Below are 24,302 nucleotides of genomic sequence, written 5' to 3' on the forward strand. Positions count from 1 at the left end.
CGAACGCCGGCAGCCGGACCATCGATGAATGCCTTGCACCCTACTATAACGGCGGTGCCCCATGCCCCCGCGTGAGCAATTGCTCGAATCCCTGGCCGACCAGGGCTGGGCCGTCGCGGACGGCCTGATCGACGCGCAGTTGCACAAGCGCCTGTACGAACAATGCCGCCGGGCCTGGGAAGAGGGCCGCTTCAAGCCCGCCGGGGTGGGGCATGGCCGCAGGCTGGCCCTGCATACCGAGATACGTGGCGACTCCATTTTCTGGATCGAACCCCAATCGGCTGAATCGGCATCGCTCGAATTCCTGCAATGGACCGATGCCCTGCGCGAGGATTTGAACCGCCTGTTCTATACCGGGCTGACCAACGCCGAATTTCACTTTGCGCGCTATCCCGCGGGCCACCGCTACCGCAAGCACATGGATCAGCACAGGGATCAACGCAGCCGCAAGATATCGCTGGTGCTCTACCTGAACCAGGAATGGTCCGAGGACGGCCACGGCGAACTGTGCCTGTATTCCGCCCAGGACGAAAACAAGGTGGTGGAACGCGTGCTGCCCATGCCGGGCAGGCTGGCCGTGTTTCGCAGCGACCTGATTCCGCACGAGGTCATGCCATGCACCCGGCCGCGCTGGAGCCTGACGGGCTGGTTCCGCAACGACGCCATCGGCCTGCCGCAAGCCGCGTAGCGCCGTCCCCTGCCATCAGTGATGCAGTATTTTCGACAGGAATTGCCGCGCGCGCTCTGAACGGCCTTCGAGATTGCCGAAAAACTCGTCGCTGGCGACGTCTTCCACGATGCGGCCCATGTCCATGAATACCACCCGGTCGGCCACCTTGCGGGCAAATCCCATTTCGTGCGTCACCACCATCATGGTCATGCCCTCGCCGGCCAGGTCCACCATGACATCCAGCACTTCGTTCACCATTTCGGGATCCAGAGCGGACGTGGGCTCATCGAACAGCATGGCGACGGGATCCATGGCCAGGGCGCGCGCGATCGCCACCCGCTGCTGCTGGCCGCCCGACAGCTGGCTGGGAAACTTGTCCTGATGCGCCCGCAACCCCACGCGGTCGAGCAGTTCGCCGCCGCGGCTCGCGGCCTCGTCCTGGCCACGGCCCAATACCTTGACCTGTGCCAGCGCCAGGTTCTGCGTGACCGACAAATGCGGAAACAGTTCGAAGCTCTGGAACACCATGCCTATGCGGGCGCGCAGGCGAGGAAGATTGGTGCCCGGCGCGCCCACCGACACGCCATCAACGAAGATCTCGCCCTTCTGGAAGGGCTCCAGCCCGTTGACGGTTTTTATCAGCGTGGACTTGCCCGAACCCGACGGCCCGCAAACGACGACGACCTCGCCCTGGGCAACCCGCGTGCTGCAGTCATCCAGCACTTGCGTCGCCCCGTACCATTTGCTGACCTGCTTGATTTCTATCATTCCCGTTCCTGCGATGTCCAATCCGGATAGCCGTGCATGATAACGCGGGCGGCCCGCCAGGGGCAGTCGACCGGCCAGAGAGGCGCAGCGCCGATCCCGCCAGGCCGGACGCGCTCCGCCGCCACGGGGCGGCGCTATACCGTTAACGGGCTTTAGCCGCCAAGATGCTGGCCGAACCAGGCCAGCGCGCGCTTCCAGCCGTCTTGCGCGGCCTCGGGCCGGTAGCTGGGACGGTAATCCGCATGGAAGGCGTGGGGCGCATCGGGATAGACCACGAACTCGGACTGCCTGGAGTCGTCGGAGCCTTTGGCCAGGGCCGCCTTCATGGCATCGATGGAGTCCTGCGTAATGCCTGCATCCTTGCCGCCGTACAGCCCGAGCACCGGGCCATGCAGCTCGGCTGCGATATCGACCGGCTGGGTGGGATGCAGGGGGTCGGCATTGCCCACGAGCCGGCCATACCAGGCCACGCCGGCGTCGACGGCGGGATTGTGGGCCGCATACAGCCATACGATGCGCCCGCCCCAGCAAAAGCCCGTTATGCCCAGCTTTCCGGTATCGCCGCCATTCTTGCCGGCCCAGGCCACGGCGGCGTCCAGGTCGTCCATGACCTGGGCGTCGGGAACCTTGTTGACGATTTCGCTGATCAAGGACGCCACCTCGGTGTATTTGCCTGGATCGCCCTGCCTGAAGTACAGCTCTGGGGCGATCGCCATATAGCCGGCTTTCGCGAAGCGGCGGCAAACATCCTTGATGTATTCATGCACGCCGAATATTTCCTGGATCACCAGTATCACCGGTGCGGCGGCTTTTCCATCCGGAACGGCGCGGTATGCCGGTATATGTCCGGTGCCGATCGGTATCTGGACCGGCCCCGCCACCAGTCCCTCGTCGTCCGTTGCAATGGCCGTGGCCGCGGCCGGGCCGGCCGCAAGCGCAAATCCGCCCATCAATGTGCCCGCCATGAATCCGCGTCTGTTCAAAACCAGCGGCGGCAGCAAGCTGTCAAAATCCGTATCCGGCAAGCGACTCATGGCGATCCCCTTTTTTGGCAAAAAAAAAGCATGCTTCCCCTTGAAGCATGCTGTCTGCGGCTATGAACTGGATTTATGTTCCGGCTTGCCCTTGCGCTTGGTGGAAGCCAGCTCGTCGAGCTCTTTCTGGCTCATGGAGTCGTACATGCTTCGCGATGCGCCCTTGAGCTCACCCACTTTGATATCGCCGCGCTTGGCGGCCAGGGCCGCGCCGGCGGCCTTTTGCTGAGCCTGTGATTTGGCTGGCATGGTGCACCTCCCGATCAAGAAACCTGACTTGGAAATTCAACCACTCCATTATTGGCGTGCGCCGCCGGCATTTCAACCGGCAAGGCGGCCCAACATGTAACAGTTCATGGAACCCGTCAGGGTCACAGTGAAGCTGCATGCGTACACGGCCAGCCGCCCGCCTGGCTTTCGGAGACCCGCCCCGCGATGTGGGCCAGCGCCTCCTCGACCTGATCGATCAGGATCAGGCACAGTTCGCCTTCGCGCAAGCCGGCCAGCGCGGTATCGATGGCCAGGAACTCGCCCCGTATCTCCTGGAGCTGCGTGGCGCGCTTCGCATTGACCAGCCCCTGGCGCAGCAAGGCCAGGACCTCGCCGTCCTCGCGGCCGCGCTGGCACATGTCCTGATAAAGAATGACCTCGTCAAAGGCATCGCCCAGTATCTCGGTCTGGCGGCGTATGTCGATGTCGCGCCGGTCGCCGGCACCGCTTATGACCACACTGCGCCGGCTTGCCGGCATGGCGTCCACCGCCTGGACCAGCGCCATGATGGCGTCGGGATTATGGCCGTAATCGGCAATAAGGGTGGCGCCCCGATACGAGAATACGTTGAAGCGGCCGGGCGCGGTCTGCGCATCGTTCACAAAGGTCGCGACGCCGGCCTGGATGGCGGCCCAATCCAGCCCCAGCGCCCAGGCGGCGGCCAGCGCCGCCATGGCGTTGTCGACCTGGAAGCCTATCGTGCCGCCACGCACTAGTGGAATGCCATCCATGCCTATCCGATGCTCGAAAGCGCCTTCAGCCAGGACGATGGCGCCGTCCTCGACATATACCGTCCGCCGTCCCTGCGCCTTGTGTGTCGCCAGGATGGGGTTGTTCCGGTCGGCGGCGAAAAAGGTCACCGAGCCCGGACAGTTCTGCGCCATGGCCGCAACGATGGGATCCGCCGCATTCAGCACGGCCATGCCCTCGGGCGCCACGTTTTCCACGATCACGCGCTTGACGATGGCCAGGTCCTCGACTGTGCTGATGAAGCTCAGTCCCAGATGGTCGCCCGTGCCCACATTGGTCACCACGGCCACGTCGCAGCGATCGAATCCCAGCCCCTCGCGCAAAATGCCGCCGCGCGCCGTCTCGAACACGGCCGCATCCACATCCGGATGCAGCAGCACATTGCGCGCGCTGCGCGGCCCGCTACAATCGCCGGTGTCGATGCGTCCGTTCCCTATGTACACCCCGTCGGAGTTGGTCATGCCAACGCAAGCGCCGGTGCCGGCGATCAGGTGCGCGATCAGGCGCACGGTGGTGGTCTTGCCGTTGGTTCCCGCCACCGCCACCAGGGGAATACGGCCATTCTCGCCTTCGGGAAACATGCAGTCGACGATGGCGTCGCCCACGGCGCGGCCCTTGCCGAAGGAGGGGTTCAAGTGCATGCGCAAACCCGGCGCCGCATTCACCTCGACGATGCAGCCCCCCTGCTTGTCCAGCGGTTCATAGACGTTCTCGCTGACCAGGTCGATGCCGCAAACGTCCAGCCCCACCATCTGGGCCGCCGCCACGGCGGTCGCCGCCAGCTCCGGATGCACGTGATCGGTCACGTCGGTCGCCGTGCCGCCCGTGCTCAGGTTGGCGTTATTGCGCAAGGTCACCAGCACGCCTTTCTCCGGCACCGACAGGGCATCGTAGTTCTGCGCCGCCATCGTCGCCAGCGCGATCTCGTCCAGCCTTATCCTGGTCAGCGAACTGCCGTGGCCTTCGCCGCGCAGCGGATCCGCGTTGATCTGCTCCACCAGTTCGGCAATGCTGCGCTCGCCATCGCCGATTACCTGCGGCGGATCGCGGCGCGCCGCCGCAACCAGCTTGTCGCCGACCACCAGCAGGCGAAAGTCGTGTCCGGGAAAATAGCGCTCCACGATCACTTCCGAGCCGTAGCCGGACGCCGCCGCGTAAGCCGCTTCGATCTGTTCGCGGCCCTGGATGTTGACCGCCACGCCCTTGCCCTGGCTGCCGTCGCGCGGCTTGAGCACCACAGCCCCCCCGATTTCACACGCCGCCGCCCAGGCGTCTTCCGCGCTGTTGGCGCAGCGCCCTTCGGGCACTTGCACGCCGGCCGCCGCGAGCAGGCTCTTGGTCAGTTCCTTGTCCTGAGCAATGGACTCGGCGATGGCGCCGCTGCGGTCCGTTTCCGCCGCCTGTATGCGGCGCTGCCTGCGGCCCCAGCCGAACTGCACCAGGCTGCCTTCGGTCAGCCTGCGATAGGGAATATTGCGCCTCAGGGCCGATTGGACGATGGCGCCGGTGCTGGGTCCCAGCCGTATGTCCTCGTTCAGGTCGCGCAAGCGCAGCAGGCCTTCGGTCAGGTGAAAGGGCAGATCCTGCATGGCGGCAATGCAAAGCCGCTCCGCCAGGTCGAAGGCCAGCCGCCCCACGGCCTCTTCGGAATACTCGACCACGACCTGGTACACCCCCAGCTCCGTCGTTGGCGCGGCACGGCTGAAAACCACCTGGCAGCCGGCCGCTGTTTGCAGGCGCAAAGCCGCATAAGCCAGCGCATGAGCCATGGAGTCGGCCGGCTCCTGGCTGGAGGTGCGAAGAATGTCGATGTCGGGAAAACGCGCCCGCAGCCGGTTCTCAAAGGCTTCCACGTTATCGATGATGCGCTCGACCTCGGTGCACGAGACGATCGCTTCGATCACGGTTTGCCTGCACCACAAATTGGGGCCGCGCAGCGCCCGTATGCGGGAAACTTCCATTCGATGTTCTTCCTTCTTGCCTGAGCAGGCCTGGAGCGGATACCTTGTGTTGGCGGTGGAGGCCCTATCAGGCCGGCGTTTCGATAAGGAGGGCGGACGCCTCCGCGAACGACTCGCCCGCTTCCAGACCGAAGGTTTCTATGCCGGCCCGTATCAAATCCTCGTGCACATCCAGCGCCCATGCCGCGGCGACGGCCGCCAGGACATTCATGTTCTGGACGTCCAGCGTGCCGCCTTCGGTCAAGGGGATGGCCTGCAGGTCCGTCAGGGCGGCCTCGTGCGCGCCTTCGGCCAGAACGATGCGGCCGCCGTCCAGGAACACGGCGCGCCCGCCCTGGACCCGGTGTGCGGCAATCGCCGGCGCGCGGGCGTCCGAGCCAAAGAAGATCACTTGGCCATCGCACAGGCCGGCCATATCCGCCACCAGCGGATCGTCGGCATTGAGCACGGCGGTTCCGTCCGGAAGCACGACGTCGACCTGGGTGCGCAGGACCTTGGCCAACTGCTCCGCATCGTCGATGTAGAACTCCGGCAAGATCCCTTCGGGATCGAGGTTGGTCACGATGCCGACCTTGCAGCGATCGTAGGCCAGGCCTTCGCCAAGAATGCTGAGCGGACCGTTTTCCATGACCCCCGCCTGCACGCCCCGGTTCAGCAGGACCCGGCGTGCGGCCGCCCAATTGGCGCCGTCCGTCTTCTGCACATGTCGCCGGCCGAAAAAGAGGCCGTTGCTGCATGCCAGGCCCGTATGCAGGTTGCTCAGCTGCAGCATGCGCGCGAGCAAGCGTGCCACGGTGGTCTTGCCCTTGCTTCCCGTGATCCCGACCAGGGGAATATGCCCGATGTCGCCAGGAGGGAAAAGATGGTCGACGATGGCCTGGCCGACGGGGCGAGGCTCGCCGGCGGCCGGCTTCAGATGCATGAGCAGCCCAGGCCCCGCGTTCACTTCGACAATGGCGCCGCGCTGCCCGTCGAGCGGCGCCGAGATATCTTCGGCGACAAGGTCGACGCCCGCCACGTCCAGTCCGACAATGCGTGCCGCCAGCTCCACGGCAGCGGCCACGCTGGGATGCACCGCATCGGTCACGTCGATCGAGACATTGCCGTTGCGCTGGATGAGCACACGCATGTCCGCTGCGGGAATGGCGCCGGGGCCCAGGTTCTGGCGCGCAAGCTCCAGCCGGGCGGCCGAATCGACGCGTATCGGGTTGAGCGGATGATCCTCGTCGCGACCACGGCGCGGATCGGAATTCAGCTGCGACTCGATCAGCTCTTCTATCGTGCTCACGCCATCGCCCACGACGGTGGCGGCATCCCCGCGCGCGGCCGCCACCATGCGGCCGCCCACAACCAGAACGCGATGCTCGTCCCCGTGCACGAAGCGCTCGACGACGACGCCGCTGCCTTCATCCACGGCAACGGCGAAGGCCGTCTCTATTTCAGCCCGCGTCATCAGGTTGGTGAACACCCCGCGCCCATGATTACCGTCGGATGGCTTCACGACGACGGGCAGGCCGATGTCCTGCGCAGCTTCCCACGCCTCTTCCATGCTGTCCACCAGCCGGCCTTCGGGAACCGGCACGCCGCAGGCCTGGAGCAGGCTCTTGGTCAGATCCTTGTTGCGGGACACGCTTTCGGCGATGGCGCTGGTCCGGTCGGTTTCGGCCGTCCAGATACGCCGCTGGCGGGCGCCATAACCCAACTGCACCAGGTTGGCCTCGCTAAGCCGGATGGTTGGAATGTCCCGGTCATCGGCCGCCTCGACGATGCATGCGGTGCTGGGCCCCAGGCGCAGGTCCTCGGCCAGGTCGCGCAATGCATCAACCGCGGCCTGAACGTCGAACTCGCGATCCTCGATGGCCGCCATCACCAGGTCACGGGCGGAATACAGGGCGGCGCGCGTGACCGGCTCATGCCAGGCGCGGACAATGACCTTGTAGACCCCGCGCACGGACGTCTCGCGCGCCCTGCCCAGGCCGCCGGGCATGCCGGCCAGGTTCTGCAGCTCCAGCGTGACGTGTTCGAGAATATGGCCCGGCCAGGTGCCCTGCCGCAGGCGTTGAAGAAAGCCGCCGCGCTCCCCGACGCTGCAGCGATGCTCGATCAGCGACGGCAGCCACTGCACCAGGCGCTCGTAGAAGCCCGGGATGACGTTGGAAGGGTAGTCTTCCAGTTCGCCTATATCGACCCATGCCTCGATGACCGGACGGTATGCCCAGATATTGGGTCCGCGCAGCATCATCATGTTGATGAACTCGATGTTTTTCTTTTGCATCTTGGATGGGGTAAGAACGAGTAGGGAACCACACAAACCGAATGGAGAGTATTTAACGGCAATTGATCCCGGAAGTGTTTGCCAAGTCGCCCGGAAGAGAAGAAAATTATCAGCCAGAGGCAAAAAAACCACATCTTTTCCCAGCCTTCTTACAAGGCGCGCGCATTCGACGTGACAATATCGCAGCCGCAGCTTCGAATCACTTATTTTGGGGACGGACTGTCCCTGTTCAATGAGCAAGAAACCTGACGAAACCCTAACCGCCGCCGGCCTGCCGGACGACTGCGGCGCCACGCTGGCTCCTTTGCTGGGCCCCGAAGAAACCGTGCTGGCCTGGATAAGCACAGACCTGGATGCGCAATTGCGCTTCGCACCCGGCATGGTCGTGCTGACCGGCAGGCGATTGCTGGCAAAAGGCCCCCACGATGCCGACTGGCATGCCTGGACGCTGCAAACGGGCCTGAAGCTCGCGCACCATGACCATGCCGGCGTCGGCACCCTGGAATTGCACGATGCCCAGGCGCGCCTGGGCATCTGGCGCTATACCCTCAGGAACAATCCGGCCGCGTTGCTGCTGGTCGAGCGCTTCGAGCGCCTGCGCAAGCAGCCCGGAACAGCCCCGGCTTCCTCGCAGCCAAGCGATACGCCCCCGAGCGGCGCCGCCCAGGCCGATTCGGCGCCGTCCACCTGGGCCCTGCTGCGGCTCTGGCGCTTTGCCAGGCCTTATCGCGCCCCCCTGCTGCTCGGCTTCCTGCTGACGGTGGCATCGACGGCCGCGGCGCTGGTCGCGCCCTACCTGACCATGCCGCTCATGGACGACATTCTCATCCCTTTCCAGAATGGAAAGCCCATCGACTACGGCCTGGTCCGGCTCTATCTGGGCGGCCTGCTGGCCTCCTCCGCCCTTGCCTGGCTGCTGGGCTGGGGACGCACGTATATCCTGGCCTGGGTGAGCGAGCGCATCGGGGCCGACCTGCGCACCGCCACCTACCAGCATCTGCAAACGCTGCCCCTGCAGTACTTCGGCGGCAAGCGCACCGGCGACCTGATCTCCCGCATCGGTTCGGAATCCGACCGCATCTGCATCTTCCTGTCCCTGCACCTGCTGGATTTCGCCACCGACGTGCTCATGATCCTGATGACGGCGGCCATCCTGTTTTCCATCAACCCCTGGCTGGCGGCCGTCACGCTGATTCCCCTGCCCTTCATCGCCTGGATGATCCACATCGTGCGGGATCGCCTGCGCCATGGCTTCGAACGGGTGGACCGCATCTGGTCCGAAATCACCAACGTGCTGGCGGACACCATACCCGGCATACGCGTGGTCAAGGCCTTTGCCCAGGAGAAGCGCGAGGTGGCGCGCTTTCGCGAAGCCAACAACCGCAACCTGGCGGTCAACGACAGGGTCAACACCCTATGGTCGCTGTTTGCGCCCACGGTCACCCTGCTGACCGAAATCGGCCTGCTGGTCGTATGGGCTTTCGGCATCTGGCTGGTCGCGCACAACGAGATCACCGTCGGCGTGCTGACCGCCTTCCTGGCCTATATCGGGCGGTTCTATCTGCGGCTGGACTCCATGAGCCGCATCGTCTCGTTCACGCAGAAGGCCGCCGCCGGCGCCAAGCGCATCTTCGACATCCTGGATCATGTATCGACGGTTCCCGAGCCTGCCAGGCCGGTGCGCATCGAACATGTGACGGGCCGCATCGAACTGCGCAATGTAGGCTTCCGCTATGGCAACCGCTCGGTCATGCGCCGCATCAACCTGGATATCGCGCCGGGCGAGATGATAGGCCTGGTCGGCCATAGCGGTTCGGGCAAGAGCACGCTGGTCAACCTGATCTGTCGCTTCTACGACGTGTCGCAAGGGCAGATCCGCCTGGATGGCGCGGACATCCGCTCGCTGTCCATCTCCGACTACCGCCGCCACATCGGCCTGGTGCTGCAAGAGCCCTTCCTGTTTTTCGGCACCATCGCCGAGAACATTGCCTACGGCAAGCCGCAGGCGACCCGGCAGGAGACCATCGCCGCGGCCCGCGCGGCCAATGCCCATGAATTCATCCTGCGCCTGCCGCATGGCTACGATTCGCTGGTGGGCGAGCGCGGCCAGGCCCTATCGGGCGGAGAGCGCCAGCGCATCTCCATCGCGCGCGCCCTGCTCATCGATCCGCCCATCCTGATCCTGGACGAAGCCACTTCCTCGGTGGACACCAGCACCGAAAAGGAGATCCAGAAGGCGCTGGACAACCTGGTTCGCGGACGCACGACCATCTCCATCGCCCACCGGCTAAGCACCCTGCGCCAGGCGGACAGGCTGGTGGTTCTGGACAAGGGAGAGATCGTCGAAGTGGGCCGGCATGACGAGCTCCTGGCCAGGAATGGCCACTACTTCAGGCTCTACCAGGCGCAAGAGGAAAAAATGAATCCCGGCTCGGTCGAAGAGGACTGGATCGAGAACGAAGAAAGAGGCATCGCATGAAGAACAGCAAGACCTTGCGCCGTGTCGACTTGCCGCTCCAGCGCGACGCCTTCGGCCGGCTGCATCTGGCACCGGACGGCAAGGCGGGGCCGGCCCTGACGCCGGTGCGCAGCTTTCCCATTTCGGCGCCCGGAGAAGGGATCGCGCTGGTCGATGCGGAAGGCTCGGAACAGGCCTGGATAGAAAGCCTCGACGAGTTGCCCGACGACGTGCGCTCCTTGCTTCAAGAGGAATTGGCCAGCCGCGAATTCATGCCGCGCATCCAGCGCATCCGGCAGATATCCAGCTTCGCCACGCCCAGCACCTGGCAGGTGGAAACCGACAGGGGCGACACCACCCTGCTGCTCAAGGCCGAGGAAGACATACGCCGGCTGTCGGCCACGGCCCTCCTGATCATAGACGGCCACGGCATCCAGTTTCTGATCGGCAATGTGGCCGGGCTGGACAAGGGCAGCCGCCGCTTGCTCGACCACTTCCTATAGGCCGGCCTGCGCCCCGGCGGGGCTGGTTTCCGGGAGCGCGATTTCCGATGTGCCGGGGCGCAAAAGGCGTACGCATTCCCGGCTGGTGTCTATGCAGCCGCCATCGCGGTAGACGCCGCCCGGATCGCGCAGGCGCAGCATACTGCCCAGTATTTCCGCCACCTCGTCCGGGTCCCGCAGCGATCGCGCCACCCGCTCGTCGACCACGTCGTCGTCCACCTGCAGCCTGCCCGCCGCATCCCGATAGGTCGCGTTGCGCCAGTGAAACAGCTCCACGCATTTCGTCGTCAGCGTAAAGGGCTGGTCCCGCTTCCAGAAGTTGGTGAACAGACCGTCGCCCAGGTAGAACACCCAAGAGCCTTCATAGCCTTCGACATTGGATGAGCGCTCATCGGGATTGCGGAACCAGAGGCGATCGCCCGGAATATAGTATCTGGAAGGCAAAGGCTCGCTCATCGAGCCGAACTCGCGCAGGAACACATCGTGGAACTGGCCCGACATGATGGCCCGCGTCTCCCATTGGCGCTGCAGCGCGGCCAGCAGGTCCGGATTGCTGACCGCCAGCTCCTGCGCGATGGCCAGCAGGATCACGTATTCCGTCGCCCGGTAGCAGGAAAAGGAATACAGCTTGTGGGAGCGGTCCGGCTGGGTGGTTTTCTGCAAGGCTTCGATCAGGCGCGATCCGTCCTTGACGGTAAAGCCGCGTTCCTCGGAATAGGCCCAGTACTCTTGCGGCCGTTCGGCATGCTCCGTGTCGAACGCCAGCGCGGTCAGCCGCGCGGCCTGGACGATATTCTTCCGTACCCGAACGGCCGATACCAGCTCGCCGTGGCTTGGGAAAACGAAGGGAACGGGGCTCAAAAGCAGGGCGACAAGGATCTCGCGACCCAGGTCGTCCGGATTGCCATAGGTATCCAGCTTGAGCGTGCCGCATAGTCCCGTGGTGTCGTAATCGGGCGCCCATTGCGCGGCGGCCCGAGGATCGAGCCGGAACTGGACCCACGCGCCATCACCATCCACATGCCGGGCCGCCTCGACATGCCCGTCCAGGCCCAGGGCGCCCAGGTCGGCCATGAAATCGTGCAGCGACGGCTCGAGAAGCGCGTCTGTTTCCGCGTGAAGCAGAATCCCCGGCGATTGCCGTCCCATACCGTATCGGCGTATTGCGCTCATCGAACCTTGTCTCCCGAAGTGCGGAAAGCGGGCCTGTCGAAATTGCGCAATATTACTCTTGGCGACGAGTTTCTTGTATGAAAATCAGCGCCGTCCGATGCAAATATGCACGGATTTTCCCGGCGCTGTCCCGGAGAGCGGAGGCGTTGGCAATCAGCGAAGCTAGCCGCGGCGCTCGCCTCCCGCAGGTTGGCCATCATTGCCAGGGAATAGGGATACCGCCATCTCCATCAAGCCGAAGGTAAATATGACCATGGGCCAAATGCCGCCGCTGGCCATGCCCTCGAGCTCCTGATCGCTCAGTTCCCTATCCTGGCCCTGGTTTTTCATGTTCCGAATCGTCATATCCAGCCCGGCGGCAAGCTGGGCCTTGTCGAGCACGATATCTTTTTGCCGCGCGGCCGCGGCCAGGATGCCGGCAAACTCCTCCACGCTGGTCGCGGCTTGCAGGTGACGCCGCACACTGTCGTCGGACGAAACGATTTGCCGCAGCGTTTCCGTTGTTTCCTGTGATAAAGCCAATACCATGTCTTGCTCCTTGAGATTCTATCGGCGAAGGCTGACAGTTGCCGCAGTGTAGTCGGGACTCCGGCCGCTGAATATGGCTCGAAAGAGCCATTGTTGGCAGGAGGCGAAGGGCGGCCATGATGGAAGCCGAAGCTGCGGACAGGCCCGCAGGGCCTCAGATTGACACCCAAAAACAAATATCGATACAATAATAGAACATCGTTCTATAGGAAAGAACGTTAACCTTCCCCCACTGGAGACAACACATGGCTAGCAACAAGGATTCTTTACGCGCGGCTTCAACCGCAATCGCGGCGCCCGGCCGTCGAAACATACTCAAGGCCGGTCTGGCCACATTGGCCGCCCCCTTGCTTGGGCATGCGGGATCCGTCTATGCGCAGGAAAGCTGGCCCAGCCGCGCAGTACGTGTTGTCGTGCCCTTCTCGGCCGGCGGCGCCGCCGACACCTCGGCGCGCACGGTGGGCGCCAAAGTCGCGGAGATACTCGGGCAATCGCTGGTCATTGAGAACCGCACCGGGGGAAATGCGGTGGTAGCCGCGCTGGCCGTGCTGCAAGCGCCGAAGGACGGCTACACCCTTATCTGGGACGCGGCCAACCAGCTCACCAATCAGTTGCTGATCAAGAACCTGAAGTTCGATTACGAAGAGTCGTTTACGCCCATCACCATGGCGGTGCGCGTGCCTCAAGTCATCGCGGTGCGCCAGGACTTCCCCGCGAAGAACCTGAAGGAATTCGTGGAATACGCCAAGGCGCATCCGAATTCCGTCTCCTGCGGCACGCCCCCGTCCGGCGCGATGGCCCACCTGGCCTTGATGCGTTTCCAGGAGCTTTCGGGAATCAAGCTGATCCATACGCCATACCGCGGCGGCGCCGACGCGGGACGCGACCTGATGGGCGGTCAAATCGATTCGGCGCTCATCACGCTGTCCACTGCGCGCGGCGGCGCTGAAGCCGGAAAAACCCGTATCCTGGGCGTCACCAGCCTGGAGCGCAGCCCCGAGTACCCGGACATTCCGACCATCGCCGAACAGGGCTATGCGGGGTACGATATGGACGACTGGTTCGGCTATTTCGCGCCTGCCGGAACCCCGGCCAACGTCATCGAGCGTGTCTACGAGGCCACCGCGCAAGCCGCCAAGGATCCGGAACTCATCAAGGCCATCGCGCCGTCGGCCGCCGTGCTGGTCGCCAACTCGCCCCAAGAGTTCTCGACCTGGCTGAACCAGCAGCGCAAACTGCTGGCCAAGCTCATCACAGACGCCAACATCTCCATAGGTTAAGCCATGCCGTCAACCGCCGATCTGAACCGCCGCATCGTTTTCTCCAAGCGCCCCAACGGCATGCCCACGGTCGATTGCTTCCAGCTGGAGCACATCCCCCTGGAGCAGCCGGGGCCGAACCAGGCGCTGGTGCATAACCACTACCTGTCGGTGGATCCGTACATCCGCATGCGCATGGAAGAAAAGGACTCCTATACCGCCGTCATGCAATTGGGCGACGTGCTGGTGGGCCGCACGGTGGGGAAGATCGTCGCGAGCGGGATCGCCGGATTCGAGCCCGGCGACTGGGTCGTCGGCCGCCTGGGCTGGCAGGACTACAGCCTGGCGAATGCCGGCGATCTGCAGAAAATCGACGCCCAGGTAGCCCCTCCCACGGCCTACCTGGGCTCGCTGGGCTCGACGGGCATCACCGCCTGGGTGGGCCTGATGGAATTCGGCAAGCCGAAAGCCGGCGAAACCGTTGTGGTTTCCGCGGCGTCCGGCGCCGTCGGCAGTGTGGTCGGCCAATTGGCCAAGCTGGAAGGCTGCCGGGTGGTGGGCATCGCGGGCGGCGCGCGCAAATGCGAAATTGTGCGCAATGAATTCAATTTCGACGATTGCGTCGACTACAAATCGCCCACCTTCGAACGCGACCTGGCGCAAGCGGTGCCGGAAGGCGTGGACATCTATTACGACAACGTCGGCGGCCCCATCGTCGACATGGTCCTGCCCCTGCTGAACAACTTCGCCCGCATTCCCCTGTGCGGGCTGGTATCCCAATACAACGCCACCGAGCCTTATGGCATCAAGAACTATCGCGAACTCTTCAATCGCCGGGTGACCCTGCGGGGCTTCGTGCTGTCGGACCACAAGGACCTGTGGCCCGCCGCAAGCAAAAGCCTGGCGCAGGCCTATGCATCGGGCAAGCTGAAGTACCGGGAATCGATCACCGATGGCCTGGAAAATGCGCCGCAGGCCTTCATCGACATGCTCAACGGATCAAACATAGGCAAGCAACTGGTGCGCCTACGCCCCGACGCCTGAACCGCCCCTCTCACGGATTACAGAATGGAACACGCTCACTCATTCATAGCGGGCCGGCACTACCTGCCCGGCGAATTGACCGCCTCGCCGGTTTACAACCCTGCCAACGGGCAGGTCATCGGCCAGGTCGACATCATCGATACGGCGGGCCTGGATGCGGCCTTGCAGGCCGCGGCGGAAGGCTTCCAGAAATGGAAAAACACTTCCGCCTATGAGCGCGGCCGCATCCTGCAGGACGCGGCCAGGCTGATCCGGGCGCGCAAGGAAAGCATAGGCCGGATCATGACCCTGGAACAGGGCAAGCCCCTGGCCGAAGCCATGGGCGAAGTGGCCACATCCGCCGACAACACCGAATGGATGGCGCAGGAGGCCACCCGCGCCTACGGCCGCTTGCTGGTTCCCCGCAGCGCCGACGTCGAGCAGACGGTGCGGCGCGAACCCATAGGCCCCGTCGCCAGCTTCTGTCCGTGGAATTTTCCGGCACTGACCCCGGCGCGAAAAATCGCCGGCGCGCTGGCGGCCGGCTGCTCGCTGATCCTGAAGCCGTCCGAGGAAACGCCCTTTACCGCGCGCGAGATCGTCCAGGCTTTCATCGACGCCGGCGTTCCCGACGGCGTGCTCAATCTGGTGTACGGCAAGTCGCGCCATGTGTCTCCTTACCTCATCGCATCGCCGGTGATCCGCAAGATTTCCTTCACCGGCTCCACCGCTGTCGGCAAAGAACTGCTGGAGCTGGCCGCCAAAGGCGTCAAGCGCTCGACCATGGAACTGGGCGGCCACGCCCCCGTCATCGTGTTCGACGACGTGGACCCCGTCAAGGCGGCGCAGCAGGCGGCTGCCTCCAAGTTCCGCAATGCGGGCCAGGTCTGCACCAGCCCCACCCGCTTCTACGTGCAAGCGGGCGTCTACAAGGAATTCGTCGCGGCCTTCGCCGAAGCGGCCCGGTCGCTGCGGGTCGGCGACGGCATGGATGCTTCGTCGCAAATGGGGCCGCTGGCCAACAGCCGGCGCGTGCAAGCCATGGAGGAACTGGTGGACGACGCCATCGGGCACGGCGCCCGCCTCGAATGCGGCGGTGCGCCAGGCGAAGGGCCCGGCAATTTCTATCCGCCCACCGTTTTGTCCAACGTGCCCGAAACAGCGCGCATCATGAGCGAGGAGCCCTTCGGTCCGGTCGTCCCCATTGCCTCCTTCGATACCATCGAAGAAGCCATTCAACATGCAAACGCCCTGCCCTTCGGCCTGGCCGCCTACGTCATGACCCGCTCGCTGGCCCGCGCATCGGCCATGAGCAATGCCATCGAAGCGGGCATGGTCGCCGTCAACTACTTCACCGTGTCGACTCCCGCATCGCCTTTCGGCGGCGTCAAGGAAAGCGGCTATGGCTCCGAAGGCGGTGTGGAGGGGCTGGATGCCTACCTCGTCACCAAGTCCGTCACGCAGCGCATCGCCGGCGACGATCTTCAACCTTCCGGGGCAGCCTGACATGATCAATCTTTCATTCGGAACCGCCGTCCGGTTCGGCGACGGCGCGCGCAGGGCACTGCCCTCTGTGCTGGCCCAGGCCGGCATCAAGCGCCCATTGCTCATCACGGACAAGGGTGTCATGGCCGCCGGCGTGTTCGCCCAGGCGATCGAAGCCATTGCCGACGCGGCCTCGCTGCCGGTGTTCACCGACGTTCCCGTCAACCCCACCGAGGCGGCCGCCATTGCCGGGGCCGCCAGCTACAAGGCCAATGCCTGCGACGGCGTCGTGGGGATAGGCGGCGGGGCCGCCCTGGACCTGGCCAAGGCGGTGGCCATTCTTGCAACGAACGAGCCTCCGCTATGGAGCTATTGCAACCGGCACGCCGAGCCGCGGGACATCCGCAACCCGCCTCCATTGATCCTGATGCCCACCACCGCCGGAACCGGCAGCGAAGTGGGCAGGTCCGCGGTCATCGTGTTCGACAACGGGATCAAAGCGGGCGTGCGCTGCCCGGAAATCGTCACCATGGCGATCTGCGACCCCGAACTGACCTTTGCGCTGCCACCGTCCATAACAGCCACCACCGGCATGGACGCCCTGGCGCATTGCATTGAAACCTTCTGCTCTCCGACCATCAACCCGCCCGCCGACGCCATCGCCCTGGACGGCATGAAACGCATTTTCGACCACATCGAACGCGCCGTCGCCAACGGGCAAGACCGGCATGCGCGCTGGAACATGATGATGGGGTCGGTGGAAGGCGCCATGTGCTTCCAGAAAGGGATGGGCGCGGTGCATGCGCTGTCGCACCCGCTGGGCGCCTTGGGGCACCACCATGGAACACTGAACGCCATTCTTCTGCCGCATGTGCTGGCCTACAACCAGGAGGCTTTGGACGGCAAGATGGCGCGCATGGCGCAGCAAGCGGGGCTGGCGGACGAGCGCCAGTTGCCCCAGGCCATGGCCCAGCTGACCGCCCGCATCGGCATACCCGCCCGATTGCGCGACCTGGGCGTGCCGGAATCGGCCTTGGACGGCATCGCCGCGGCCGCGCTGGAAGACAATGCGCACAAGACCAATCCCCGGCCGCTGGATAAAGCCGATTACGACGCGATCCTGCAGTCTGCCTATTGAACGGATCCTAGCCGAATGACTCAGTTATTGATCAGTGAAGTCGCCCCGCGCGACGGCCTGCAAAGCATCAAGAGCATCATGCCGACCGCCGCGAAATGCCGGTGGATCGCCGCTCTGGCCGACGCGGGCCTGAAGGAGATCGAAGTCGCCTCCTTCGTCCCGGCCAGGCTTCTGCCGCAGATGGCCGACGCCGCCGAGCTTGTGCGGTTCGCCCGCGGCATTCCCGACCTGCACGTCGCTTGCCTGGCTCCCAATCTGAAAGGCGCGCAAGCGGCGTTCGAGGCGGGCGCGCATAAAGTCACGATGCCGGTATCGGTCAGCGAGGCGCATTCGCTGGCCAATGTGCGCAAGACGCACGCGCAGATCATTGAAGAAGTCCGGCAGGTCGTCGAGCTGCGCAACCGGCTCTATCCCGGCGTCGCCATCGAGGCCGGCCTGTCCACGGCGTTCGGCTGCACCCTCGCCGGCGCGATCAGCGACGACGAGGTGATGCGCATTGCGGAAACCGTTGCGCGCTGCGGCGTCGATGAAGTGGGCTTGTCGGATACCTCCGGCTATGCGAACCCCACCCAGATCCGCCGGCTGTTCCGCCGCTTGCAGCAGGAGCTGGGCGACAAGGCGGGCGGCGCGCATCTGCACAACACCATGGGCCTGGGGCTGGCCAATGTCGTGGCCGCGCTGGAGGTGGACGTCAAAACCTTCGACTCCAGCCAGGCCGGCATCGGCGGCTGCCCCTACGCGCCCGGCGCGACCGGCAACATCGTCACGGAAGACCTGGTGTTCATGCTGGAAGCCATGGGCTACGACACGGGCATCGACCTGGACAAGCTGCTCGCCGCGCGTGACATACTGGCCGGCGCCCTGCCGGACGAAACACTGTATGGCTATACCGCCGCAGCGGGAATCCCCAAGAATTTTTCGCCACGCGCCAAGGCTTGAACATGAATCAGAATACGTCCACTTCCCCCGACAACATCGCCGACAGCCGCGAAGGTGCCGGCACGCCCGGCCAGGCGCGTTTGCCGTTCGAAGGCATCCGGGTCGTCGAGTTCTCGCACATGGTCATGGGACCGACCTGTGGCATGGTCCTGGGCGACCTGGGCGCCGAGGTCATCAAGATCGAGCCGATAGACGGCGACAACACCCGCAAGCTGAAGGGCTCGGGCGCCGGCTTCTTCCCCATGTTCAACCGGAACAAGAAGAGCCTGCCCGTCGATCTGAAGAGCGCCGAGGGGCGCGCGCTGGTCCTCAAGCTGATCGGCACGGCCGATGTGGTCACCGAGAACTTCAAGGCGGGCGCCATGGCCAAGCTGGGGTTCGACTACCCAAGCCTGAAGAAGCTCAATCCCGGCCTGGTGTATGTGTCCCACAAAGGCTTCCTGCCCGGCCCCTACGACCACCGCACCGCGCTCGATGAAGTGGTCCAGATGATGGGCGGGCTGGCCTACATGACCGGTCCCGAGGGCCGGCCGCTGCGCGCCGGCGCCGCCGTCAACGACATCATGGGCGGCGTCTTCGGCGCCCTGGGCGCCATCGTCGCCCTTTGGGAAAGAACCCGTACCGGCGTCGGCCAGGAGGTATGCTCGGCGCTGTTCGAGAACAATGTCTTCCTGGTCGGGCACCACATGCTGCAATACGCGGTGACCGGCCAGGCGGCCGCGCCCATGCCCAGCCGCATCTCGGCCTGGGCCATCTACGATGTATTCACCGTCAAGGACGAGGCGCAGATTTTCCTGGCCGTGGTATCGGATACGCAATGGAAAACGTTCTGCCAGGTTTTCGGCTTCGACGACCTGGCCGGCGACGCGCGCCTGGACACCAACAACAGCCGCGTGGCCGCAAGGCCATGGCTCATGCCGCTGCTGCGCGAGCGACTGGGCGGCTACACCGTGGCCGAGATCGAACGCCTGTTCGAGTCCAACGGCCTGCCATACGCGCCGATAGGCAAACCCCAAGACCTGCTTCACGACGCCCACTTGCTCGAGACCGGCGGCCTCGCCGACATCAAACTGACGGACGGGCGGCAGGGCGCGGACGCCAAGACGCCCTTGCTGCCCTTCACCCTGGATGAACGGCGACTGGGAGTCCGACTGGATCCCCCCGAAATCGGCGAGCACGCCCGACAACTGCTGGCCGGATTGAACATCGATGCGGCGCAGATCCGCGCGCTTCAGGAAAAGGGAATACTGGGCCCCGTCAGCTAGGGGGCCGGCGGCCGGCCCCTAGTTCCCCGCGGAGCCGAATCGTTCCTGGCCGCCCAGCAAGACGGTAATCCTGTCGGCGGCGGCCTTTACCGCTTCGGGGAAATCCGCCTTCAGCCTGGACGTAGGCATGGTCAGCGTGACCGCGCCGACCAGCTCCTTGCGATCATTGCAGACCACCGCCGACACGCCCGACAACTCGGGCAGGCGGTCGCCCTTCAGGACGATGAAGCCGTCGCGTCGGATCTGATCGTAAAGCTTGCCCTCCGCCCCCAGGAAAGCGCTGAGCACGCGCCCGCCCGAGCCGCGATCCAGCGGCAGGACGTCGCCTTCGCTGGTGTGATAGCGTATGGCCTGCGGGGAGTCGACACGATGCACGCAAATCCGATGCTTGCCTTGCACGATATGGAAGGCCGCGCTTTCGCGCGTGGCGGCCACCAGCTCGCGCAGGACCGGCATGACGACGCTGCCCAGCGAAAAGGAAGCGGCGTAGATGGCATTCAAGCGGGCCACCTCGTAACCCAGGGCGTAGCGTCCATCGGCTTTGCGCTGCATCAGCCCGGCATGCTCCAGCGACGCCAGCAAACGCAGGATCGTGCTTTTATACAGTCCGGAACGCTGGGAAAGCTCGATCAGCGTCAGCTCGGTGTCTCCGGGCCTGAATGCCGACAGCAAGGACATCGCCCGATCGACGGCGGCCACGCCGCCCGGTGCCGGATTCGCGTCTGCCACAGAAAGAGTAATTGCTTTTTTTGGCACCCTGACCATCCCCCGCCGTAAAACTCAATGCCGACCGCAAACAGGTGCGCAATATGCCGCCCCTGGATTCAATCGAGCATGATACCAGCAGGCATCGCCCTCTTTAACGTCTTTGATGCGTAGACGGTAAACTCGGATTTGAACGCCGCGCGGATCGCGCGGGCGCAACACACACTGGTGCCTACATTGACCAAACCTATCGCCCTTTTCGTCCTGGGCCATGCCGGAACCGGCAAATCCTTCCTGACCCGTCATTTCATCCAGCGGCAGCAAGAAGAAGGGCGCGCCTGGTGCGTGCTGGACAAGGACGTGGTCAGCGAATGCTGGTCGGGACCTTTCCTGGAAACACTGGGGACGGACCCCAATGACCGGGACAGCCCGCTGTTCAAGGACAAGGTCCGCGACCTGGAATACGCCAGCACGCTGCGCATCGCCAGGGATCAGCTGGAGCTGGGCCTCAACGTGGCCTTTCCCGGCCCCTGGAGCCGGGAGCAGGCGTCCGAAGCCTTGTTTTCCACCCAGCGCCTGGGCCTGCCGCCGGACACGCAGCTGCGCCATGTCTGGCTGGAACTGCCTCTGGACGTTCGCAGGGATCGCATCGCGAAGCGGGCCGATCCGCGCGACGCATGGAAACTGGCGCATTGGGAACGCTATGTCGAAGCACTGAAGCGGCCCACGGCGGTGCAGGACGGGCGCGTGCCCATACTGGACGCCAGCGTGCCGCTGGTCCGGCAACTGGAGGCGCTGGAGGCGCTGTTGCGGTAAAGTCCGCGGCGCGCCCTGCGCCAGGTTCTACGAAGACAGCTGCTGCATCTGGCTGTACAGATCGGCCTTGCCTTCGAAGCCGATTCCGACCAGATCGGGCATGGTGATGTAGCTGTTCTCGACCTTGACGCCATCGGGGAAGCCGCCGAAAGGCTGGAACAAATCCGGATAGGACTCATTGCCCCCCAGCCCCAGCCCGGCGGCAATGTTCAAGGACATCTGGTGTCCACCGTGAGGGATGCAGCGGCTGGGCGACCAGCCGTGGTCGCGCAGCATCTCCAGCGTGCGCAGATACTCAACCAGACCGTAGCTGAGAGCGCAGTCGAATTGCAGCCAGTCCCGGTCCGCGCGCATGCCGCCGTAGCGGATCAGATTCCGCGCATCCTGCATGGAGAACAGGTTTTCGCCCGTCGCCATGGGATTCTTGTAATAGCCGCGCAGCGTGGCCTGAAGTTCGAAATCCAGCGGGTCGCCCGGCTCTTCGTACCAGAACAGATCGTACTGCGACAAGGCCTTGGCATAGGCAATGGCGGTGTCCAGATCGAAGCGGCCATTGGCGTCCACGCATAGCCGCTGACCGTCCTGCAGCACGCTGAGGATGGAGTCGATGCGCCGCAAGTCCTCGTCCAGCGATGCGCCTCCGATTTTCTTTTTCACCACCGTATAGCCGCGATCCAGGTAGCTGCGCATTTCATCCTTCAGCTTGCCGTGATCCTGTCCCGGATAGTAATAACCGCCGGCGGCATAGACGAAGACCTTGCGGTTCGGCCGGCCATCGCCGTACTCGTCCGCCAGGTGCTGGAACAATGGCTTGTTGGCGATCTTCGCCACCGCGTCCCAGACCGCCATGTCTATCGTGCCGATGGCCACCGAGCGCTCGCCGTGGCCGCCGGGCTTCTCGTTGGTGTACATGCAGTCCCAGAGCTTGTGCGGGTCCAGGTTGTCGCCGGCGTCGTTCACCAGGCTTGCCGGATCGGCTTCCAGGATGCGCGGAATGAACCGCTCGCGCATCAGGTTGCCCTGGCCATAGCGCCCATTCGAATTGAAGCCGTAGCCGACGACCGGCCTGCCGTCCCTGATGACGTCCGTCATCACGGCCACCAGGCTCAGCGTCATCTTGCTGAAATCGATATAAGCGTTACGGATGGATGAACTGATAGGCAGGGTTGCTTCGCGGATTTCCAGGATCTTCATGATGCGTATTCCAGATGTGTGGATGCGGACCCGTGCCCGCCCTGCGCAAAGGATAACGAAGCCTGCGCATGGCATTATTTACTTATAATCAATTCACCATTCATTTATTTAACAAGATATGGAATCCGCCCTGTCATTCTTCGTTTTGCTGGCGCGGCACAAGAACCTTTCGGCCGTGGCCAGAGCCCTGGACATCACCCCGCCCGCCGCAACGCGAAAACTCAAGCAGCTCGAGGAGCATCTGGGCGTGCGGCTGGCCAACCGGACCACGCGCAGCATCAGCCTGACCAGCGAGGGCGAACTGTTTCTTGCGCAGGCCACGCGCATACTGGCCGACATCAAGGCGATGGAGGACTCGGTTTCCAAGCACCGCGAACAGCCTCGGGGCCTGCTGCGCGTCAATGCCAGCCTGGGCTTCGGACGCAGACGCATTTCGGCGCTGGCCTCCCGGTTCGCCTTGAAGTTTCCCGACATAGAACTGGACCTGCATGTGACGGACAGGCCGGTGGATCTTGTGGCCAACAATGTCGACCTGGCCGTGCGCTTCGGCTCGCTGCCCGATCGGCGTCTGGTCGCCCGCCGGCTTCTGAGCAATCGCCGGTTCCTGTGCGCTTCTCCCCGGTACCTGAAGAAGCACGGCGAGCCGAAAAGCCTGGCCGACCTGGCGGGCCATCGCTGCATCATCCATAACCAGAACGATGAAGCGCATGGCATCTGGCGGTTTACCCATCGGCATCATACGGAAGTCATAAAAGTCAGAGGAGCCATGTCCAGCAACGACGGCGATATCGCTCTGGGCTGGGCCCTGGAAGGACACGGCATCATGATCCGCTCTGAATGGGACCTGAACAAATACGTGGCGGCCCGGCGCCTGAAAATCATTTTGCCGGAGTTCATTCTGGAGCCTGCCGACCTGTTCGTGTATTACCCCAATCGGGAGAACCTGCCCGCCAGGGTCAGGGTGTTCATCGATTTTCTGACAGAGGAATTCAAGCCTGCTTCGGGCCCCGCCGCGTGATCGGATCCGAACGATCTATGCTGAATTGATAACTGTTTATTGTTGACAATTTTACAATTGCGCGGGTCTAATGCCTACTTCGAACTTGAATACTGGAGTAGACATGAAGCGATTTGGAACCTTATTACTGGCAGGCGCGGTCGCCTTCGCGGCTTTCGGCGCCTCGGCGCAAGAACACCCGACCGCACGCATCGTCGTGCCGTTCGCAGCCGGCGGGCCCAACGATGTCGTGGCGAGGCTGGCCGCCAAGGGACTGACCGAGGTCCTGGGCCAGAACATAATCGTTGACAACAAGCCAGGCGCCACAGGGGCCATCGGCACGCAGTTCGTCGCCGATTCGGCGCCGGACGGCCTGACCATGCTTCTGGCCAGCAGCAGCTCCATGTCGACCGGCCCCCTGCTGATGCCGTCGGTCAGGTTCGACCCGGTCAAGGACTTCATCCCCGTCGACCTCATTGCCCTGGATGAGAACATTCTGGTGGTCCATCCCTCGGTAGAGGTCAAGACCACTCAGGAATTGATCGATTACGCCAAGGCCCACCCCAACGACCTGAACTATTCCACCTCGGGCATAGGCAGCAGCTATCACCTGGGCACCCAGTTGTTCAGCTCGCGGGCCGGCATAGAGATGACCCACGTCCCCTACAAGGGCACGGCGCCCGCGGTGCTCGACCTGCTCGCCGGCCGGGTACAGGTCCAGTTCCAGGCGGTTTCCCAGGCCCGCGGAAATATCGAATCCGGCAAGGTGCGCCCGCTTGCCATTGCAAGCCCGAAACGCCATCCCGCCTTCCCCGACATTCCGACCATCGCCGAATCCGCCAATCTGCCCGGCTTTTCCTTCATGACCTGGATGGGGCTGTTCTTCCCCGCCGGCACCCCCGAAGCGGAAGTGGAAAGGATGCGCACGGCCCTGCACAAGGCCATGCAGATCCCCGAGCTGAAGAAGCGCATTACCGACCTGGGCATGCAGCCGACCAGCGAGAGCCCGGAAGCCATCGCCGCCCAGATCGAAGGCGACCTGGCGCGCTGGGGCGAGGTCATCAAAGCCGGTAATATCTCCTTGCAATAGA

At 64.0% G+C, this 24,302-nt stretch carries 21 protein-coding genes; 12 read left to right on the top strand and 9 right to left on the bottom strand.

Annotated features, from left to right (window positions below; all coding sequences use genetic code 11):
• Positions 1 to 61 precede the first annotated feature (61 nt).
• The gene (locus OEG81_RS17435; protein ID WP_264130535.1) at positions 62 to 688 is read left to right on the top strand and encodes a 2OG-Fe(II) oxygenase; all 627 of its coding nucleotides are present in this window, start codon (positions 62 to 64) and stop codon (positions 686 to 688) included.
• A 15-nt stretch (positions 689 to 703) separates the two neighbouring features.
• On the opposite strand, the gene OEG81_RS17440 is transcribed toward OEG81_RS17435, so the two are convergent.
• The 5 genes from OEG81_RS17440 to cphA (OEG81_RS17460) all read right to left on the bottom strand — a co-directional run bounded on the left by OEG81_RS17440 (position 704) and on the right by cphA (OEG81_RS17460) (position 7,728).
• The gene (locus OEG81_RS17440; RefSeq protein ID WP_264130536.1) at positions 704 to 1,438 is read right to left on the bottom strand and encodes an amino acid ABC transporter ATP-binding protein; all 735 of its coding nucleotides are present in this window, start codon (positions 1,436 to 1,438) and stop codon (positions 704 to 706) included.
• A 152-nt stretch (positions 1,439 to 1,590) separates the two neighbouring features.
• Positions 1,591 to 2,472: a dienelactone hydrolase family protein gene (locus OEG81_RS17445; RefSeq protein ID WP_412034087.1), complete on the bottom strand. Its 882-nt coding sequence runs from the start codon at positions 2,470 to 2,472 to the stop codon at positions 1,591 to 1,593.
• Positions 2,473 to 2,532: 60 nt separating this feature from the next.
• Positions 2,533 to 2,721 carry a DUF3008 family protein gene (locus tag OEG81_RS17450; protein WP_264130537.1) on the bottom strand — a complete coding sequence of 63 codons (189 nt, stop codon included), beginning with the start codon at positions 2,719 to 2,721 and terminating at the stop codon, positions 2,533 to 2,535.
• 122 nt (positions 2,722 to 2,843) lie between these two features.
• The gene (gene cphA, locus OEG81_RS17455; protein WP_264130538.1) at positions 2,844 to 5,453 is read right to left on the bottom strand and encodes a cyanophycin synthetase; all 2,610 of its coding nucleotides are present in this window, start codon (positions 5,451 to 5,453) and stop codon (positions 2,844 to 2,846) included.
• Positions 5,454 to 5,520: 67 nt separating this feature from the next.
• Positions 5,521 to 7,728 (bottom strand): cyanophycin synthetase, encoded by a 2,208-nt coding sequence (gene cphA, locus OEG81_RS17460; RefSeq protein WP_264130539.1) that lies wholly within the window; start codon positions 7,726 to 7,728, stop codon positions 5,521 to 5,523.
• A gap of 232 nt (positions 7,729 to 7,960) precedes the next feature.
• Here cphA (OEG81_RS17460) and OEG81_RS17465 point away from each other — a divergent pair, with 232 nt between their 5' ends.
• Positions 7,961 to 10,207, top strand: a complete 2,247-nt coding sequence (locus OEG81_RS17465; RefSeq protein ID WP_264130540.1) for an ABC transporter ATP-binding protein — start codon at positions 7,961 to 7,963, stop codon at positions 10,205 to 10,207.
• Complete coding sequence (locus OEG81_RS17470; protein ID WP_264130541.1) at positions 10,204 to 10,689, top strand: DUF1854 domain-containing protein; 486 nt, start codon at positions 10,204 to 10,206, stop codon at positions 10,687 to 10,689. Before OEG81_RS17465 ends, OEG81_RS17470 begins: the two co-directional genes overlap by 4 nt.
• Here the strand turns inward: OEG81_RS17470 and OEG81_RS17475 are convergent.
• Together OEG81_RS17475 and OEG81_RS17480 are read right to left on the bottom strand one after the other, a co-directional pair.
• The gene (locus OEG81_RS17475) at positions 10,684 to 11,862 is read right to left on the bottom strand and encodes a hypothetical protein (protein WP_264130542.1); all 1,179 of its coding nucleotides are present in this window, start codon (positions 11,860 to 11,862) and stop codon (positions 10,684 to 10,686) included. The two genes, OEG81_RS17470 and OEG81_RS17475, sit on opposite strands and share 6 nt — an antisense overlap.
• Before the next feature lie 162 nt (positions 11,863 to 12,024).
• Positions 12,025 to 12,390 (bottom strand): hypothetical protein, encoded by a 366-nt coding sequence (locus OEG81_RS17480; RefSeq protein ID WP_264130543.1) that lies wholly within the window; start codon positions 12,388 to 12,390, stop codon positions 12,025 to 12,027.
• 245 nt (positions 12,391 to 12,635) lie between these two features.
• Here OEG81_RS17480 and OEG81_RS17485 point away from each other — a divergent pair, with 245 nt between their 5' ends.
• The 6 genes from OEG81_RS17485 to OEG81_RS17510 all read left to right on the top strand — a co-directional run bounded on the left by OEG81_RS17485 (position 12,636) and on the right by OEG81_RS17510 (position 19,499).
• Entirely contained in the window at positions 12,636 to 13,670 is a 1,035-nt protein-coding gene (locus tag OEG81_RS17485) for a Bug family tripartite tricarboxylate transporter substrate binding protein (RefSeq protein ID WP_264130544.1), read from the top strand.
• Positions 13,671 to 13,673: 3 nt separating this feature from the next.
• Complete coding sequence (locus tag OEG81_RS17490) at positions 13,674 to 14,693, top strand: NADP-dependent oxidoreductase (RefSeq protein ID WP_264130545.1); 1,020 nt, start codon at positions 13,674 to 13,676, stop codon at positions 14,691 to 14,693.
• A 24-nt stretch (positions 14,694 to 14,717) separates the two neighbouring features.
• On the top strand, positions 14,718 to 16,178 hold the full coding sequence (locus tag OEG81_RS17495) for an NAD-dependent succinate-semialdehyde dehydrogenase (RefSeq protein WP_264130546.1): 1,461 nt from the start codon (positions 14,718 to 14,720) through the stop codon (positions 16,176 to 16,178).
• Between the two features lies 1 nt (position 16,179).
• Complete coding sequence (locus OEG81_RS17500) at positions 16,180 to 17,295, top strand: iron-containing alcohol dehydrogenase (RefSeq protein ID WP_264130547.1); 1,116 nt, start codon at positions 16,180 to 16,182, stop codon at positions 17,293 to 17,295.
• 15 nt (positions 17,296 to 17,310) lie between these two features.
• The gene (locus OEG81_RS17505) at positions 17,311 to 18,234 is read left to right on the top strand and encodes a hydroxymethylglutaryl-CoA lyase (RefSeq protein WP_264130548.1); all 924 of its coding nucleotides are present in this window, start codon (positions 17,311 to 17,313) and stop codon (positions 18,232 to 18,234) included.
• A 119-nt stretch (positions 18,235 to 18,353) separates the two neighbouring features.
• Complete coding sequence (locus tag OEG81_RS17510; protein WP_264132649.1) at positions 18,354 to 19,499, top strand: CaiB/BaiF CoA transferase family protein; 1,146 nt, start codon at positions 18,354 to 18,356, stop codon at positions 19,497 to 19,499.
• An 18-nt stretch (positions 19,500 to 19,517) separates the two neighbouring features.
• Here OEG81_RS17510 and OEG81_RS17515 read toward each other — a convergent pair whose 3' ends face one another.
• Entirely contained in the window at positions 19,518 to 20,255 is a 738-nt protein-coding gene (locus OEG81_RS17515; protein ID WP_264130549.1) for an IclR family transcriptional regulator, read from the bottom strand.
• A 186-nt stretch (positions 20,256 to 20,441) separates the two neighbouring features.
• On the opposite strand from OEG81_RS17515, the gene OEG81_RS17520 reads away from it, so the two are divergent.
• Positions 20,442 to 21,020, top strand: a complete 579-nt coding sequence (locus OEG81_RS17520) for an AAA family ATPase (RefSeq protein ID WP_264130550.1) — start codon at positions 20,442 to 20,444, stop codon at positions 21,018 to 21,020.
• Between the two features lie 27 nt (positions 21,021 to 21,047).
• On the opposite strand, the gene OEG81_RS17525 is transcribed toward OEG81_RS17520, so the two are convergent.
• Positions 21,048 to 22,214, bottom strand: coding sequence for a mandelate racemase/muconate lactonizing enzyme family protein (locus tag OEG81_RS17525; protein ID WP_264130551.1), 1,167 nt, complete (start codon positions 22,212 to 22,214; stop codon positions 21,048 to 21,050).
• 118 nt (positions 22,215 to 22,332) lie between these two features.
• Between OEG81_RS17525 and OEG81_RS17530 the strand changes: the two genes are divergently transcribed.
• Both OEG81_RS17530 and OEG81_RS17535 read left to right on the top strand, forming a co-directional pair.
• Complete coding sequence (locus tag OEG81_RS17530; RefSeq protein WP_264130552.1) at positions 22,333 to 23,232, top strand: LysR family transcriptional regulator; 900 nt, start codon at positions 22,333 to 22,335, stop codon at positions 23,230 to 23,232.
• Between the two features lie 103 nt (positions 23,233 to 23,335).
• Positions 23,336 to 24,301, top strand: a complete 966-nt coding sequence (locus OEG81_RS17535) for a Bug family tripartite tricarboxylate transporter substrate binding protein (protein WP_264130553.1) — start codon at positions 23,336 to 23,338, stop codon at positions 24,299 to 24,301.
• Position 24,302: the final 1 nt, after the last annotated feature.

The organism is Pollutimonas sp. M17, from assembly GCF_025836975.1.
Taxonomy (GTDB): domain Bacteria; phylum Pseudomonadota; class Gammaproteobacteria; order Burkholderiales; family Burkholderiaceae_B.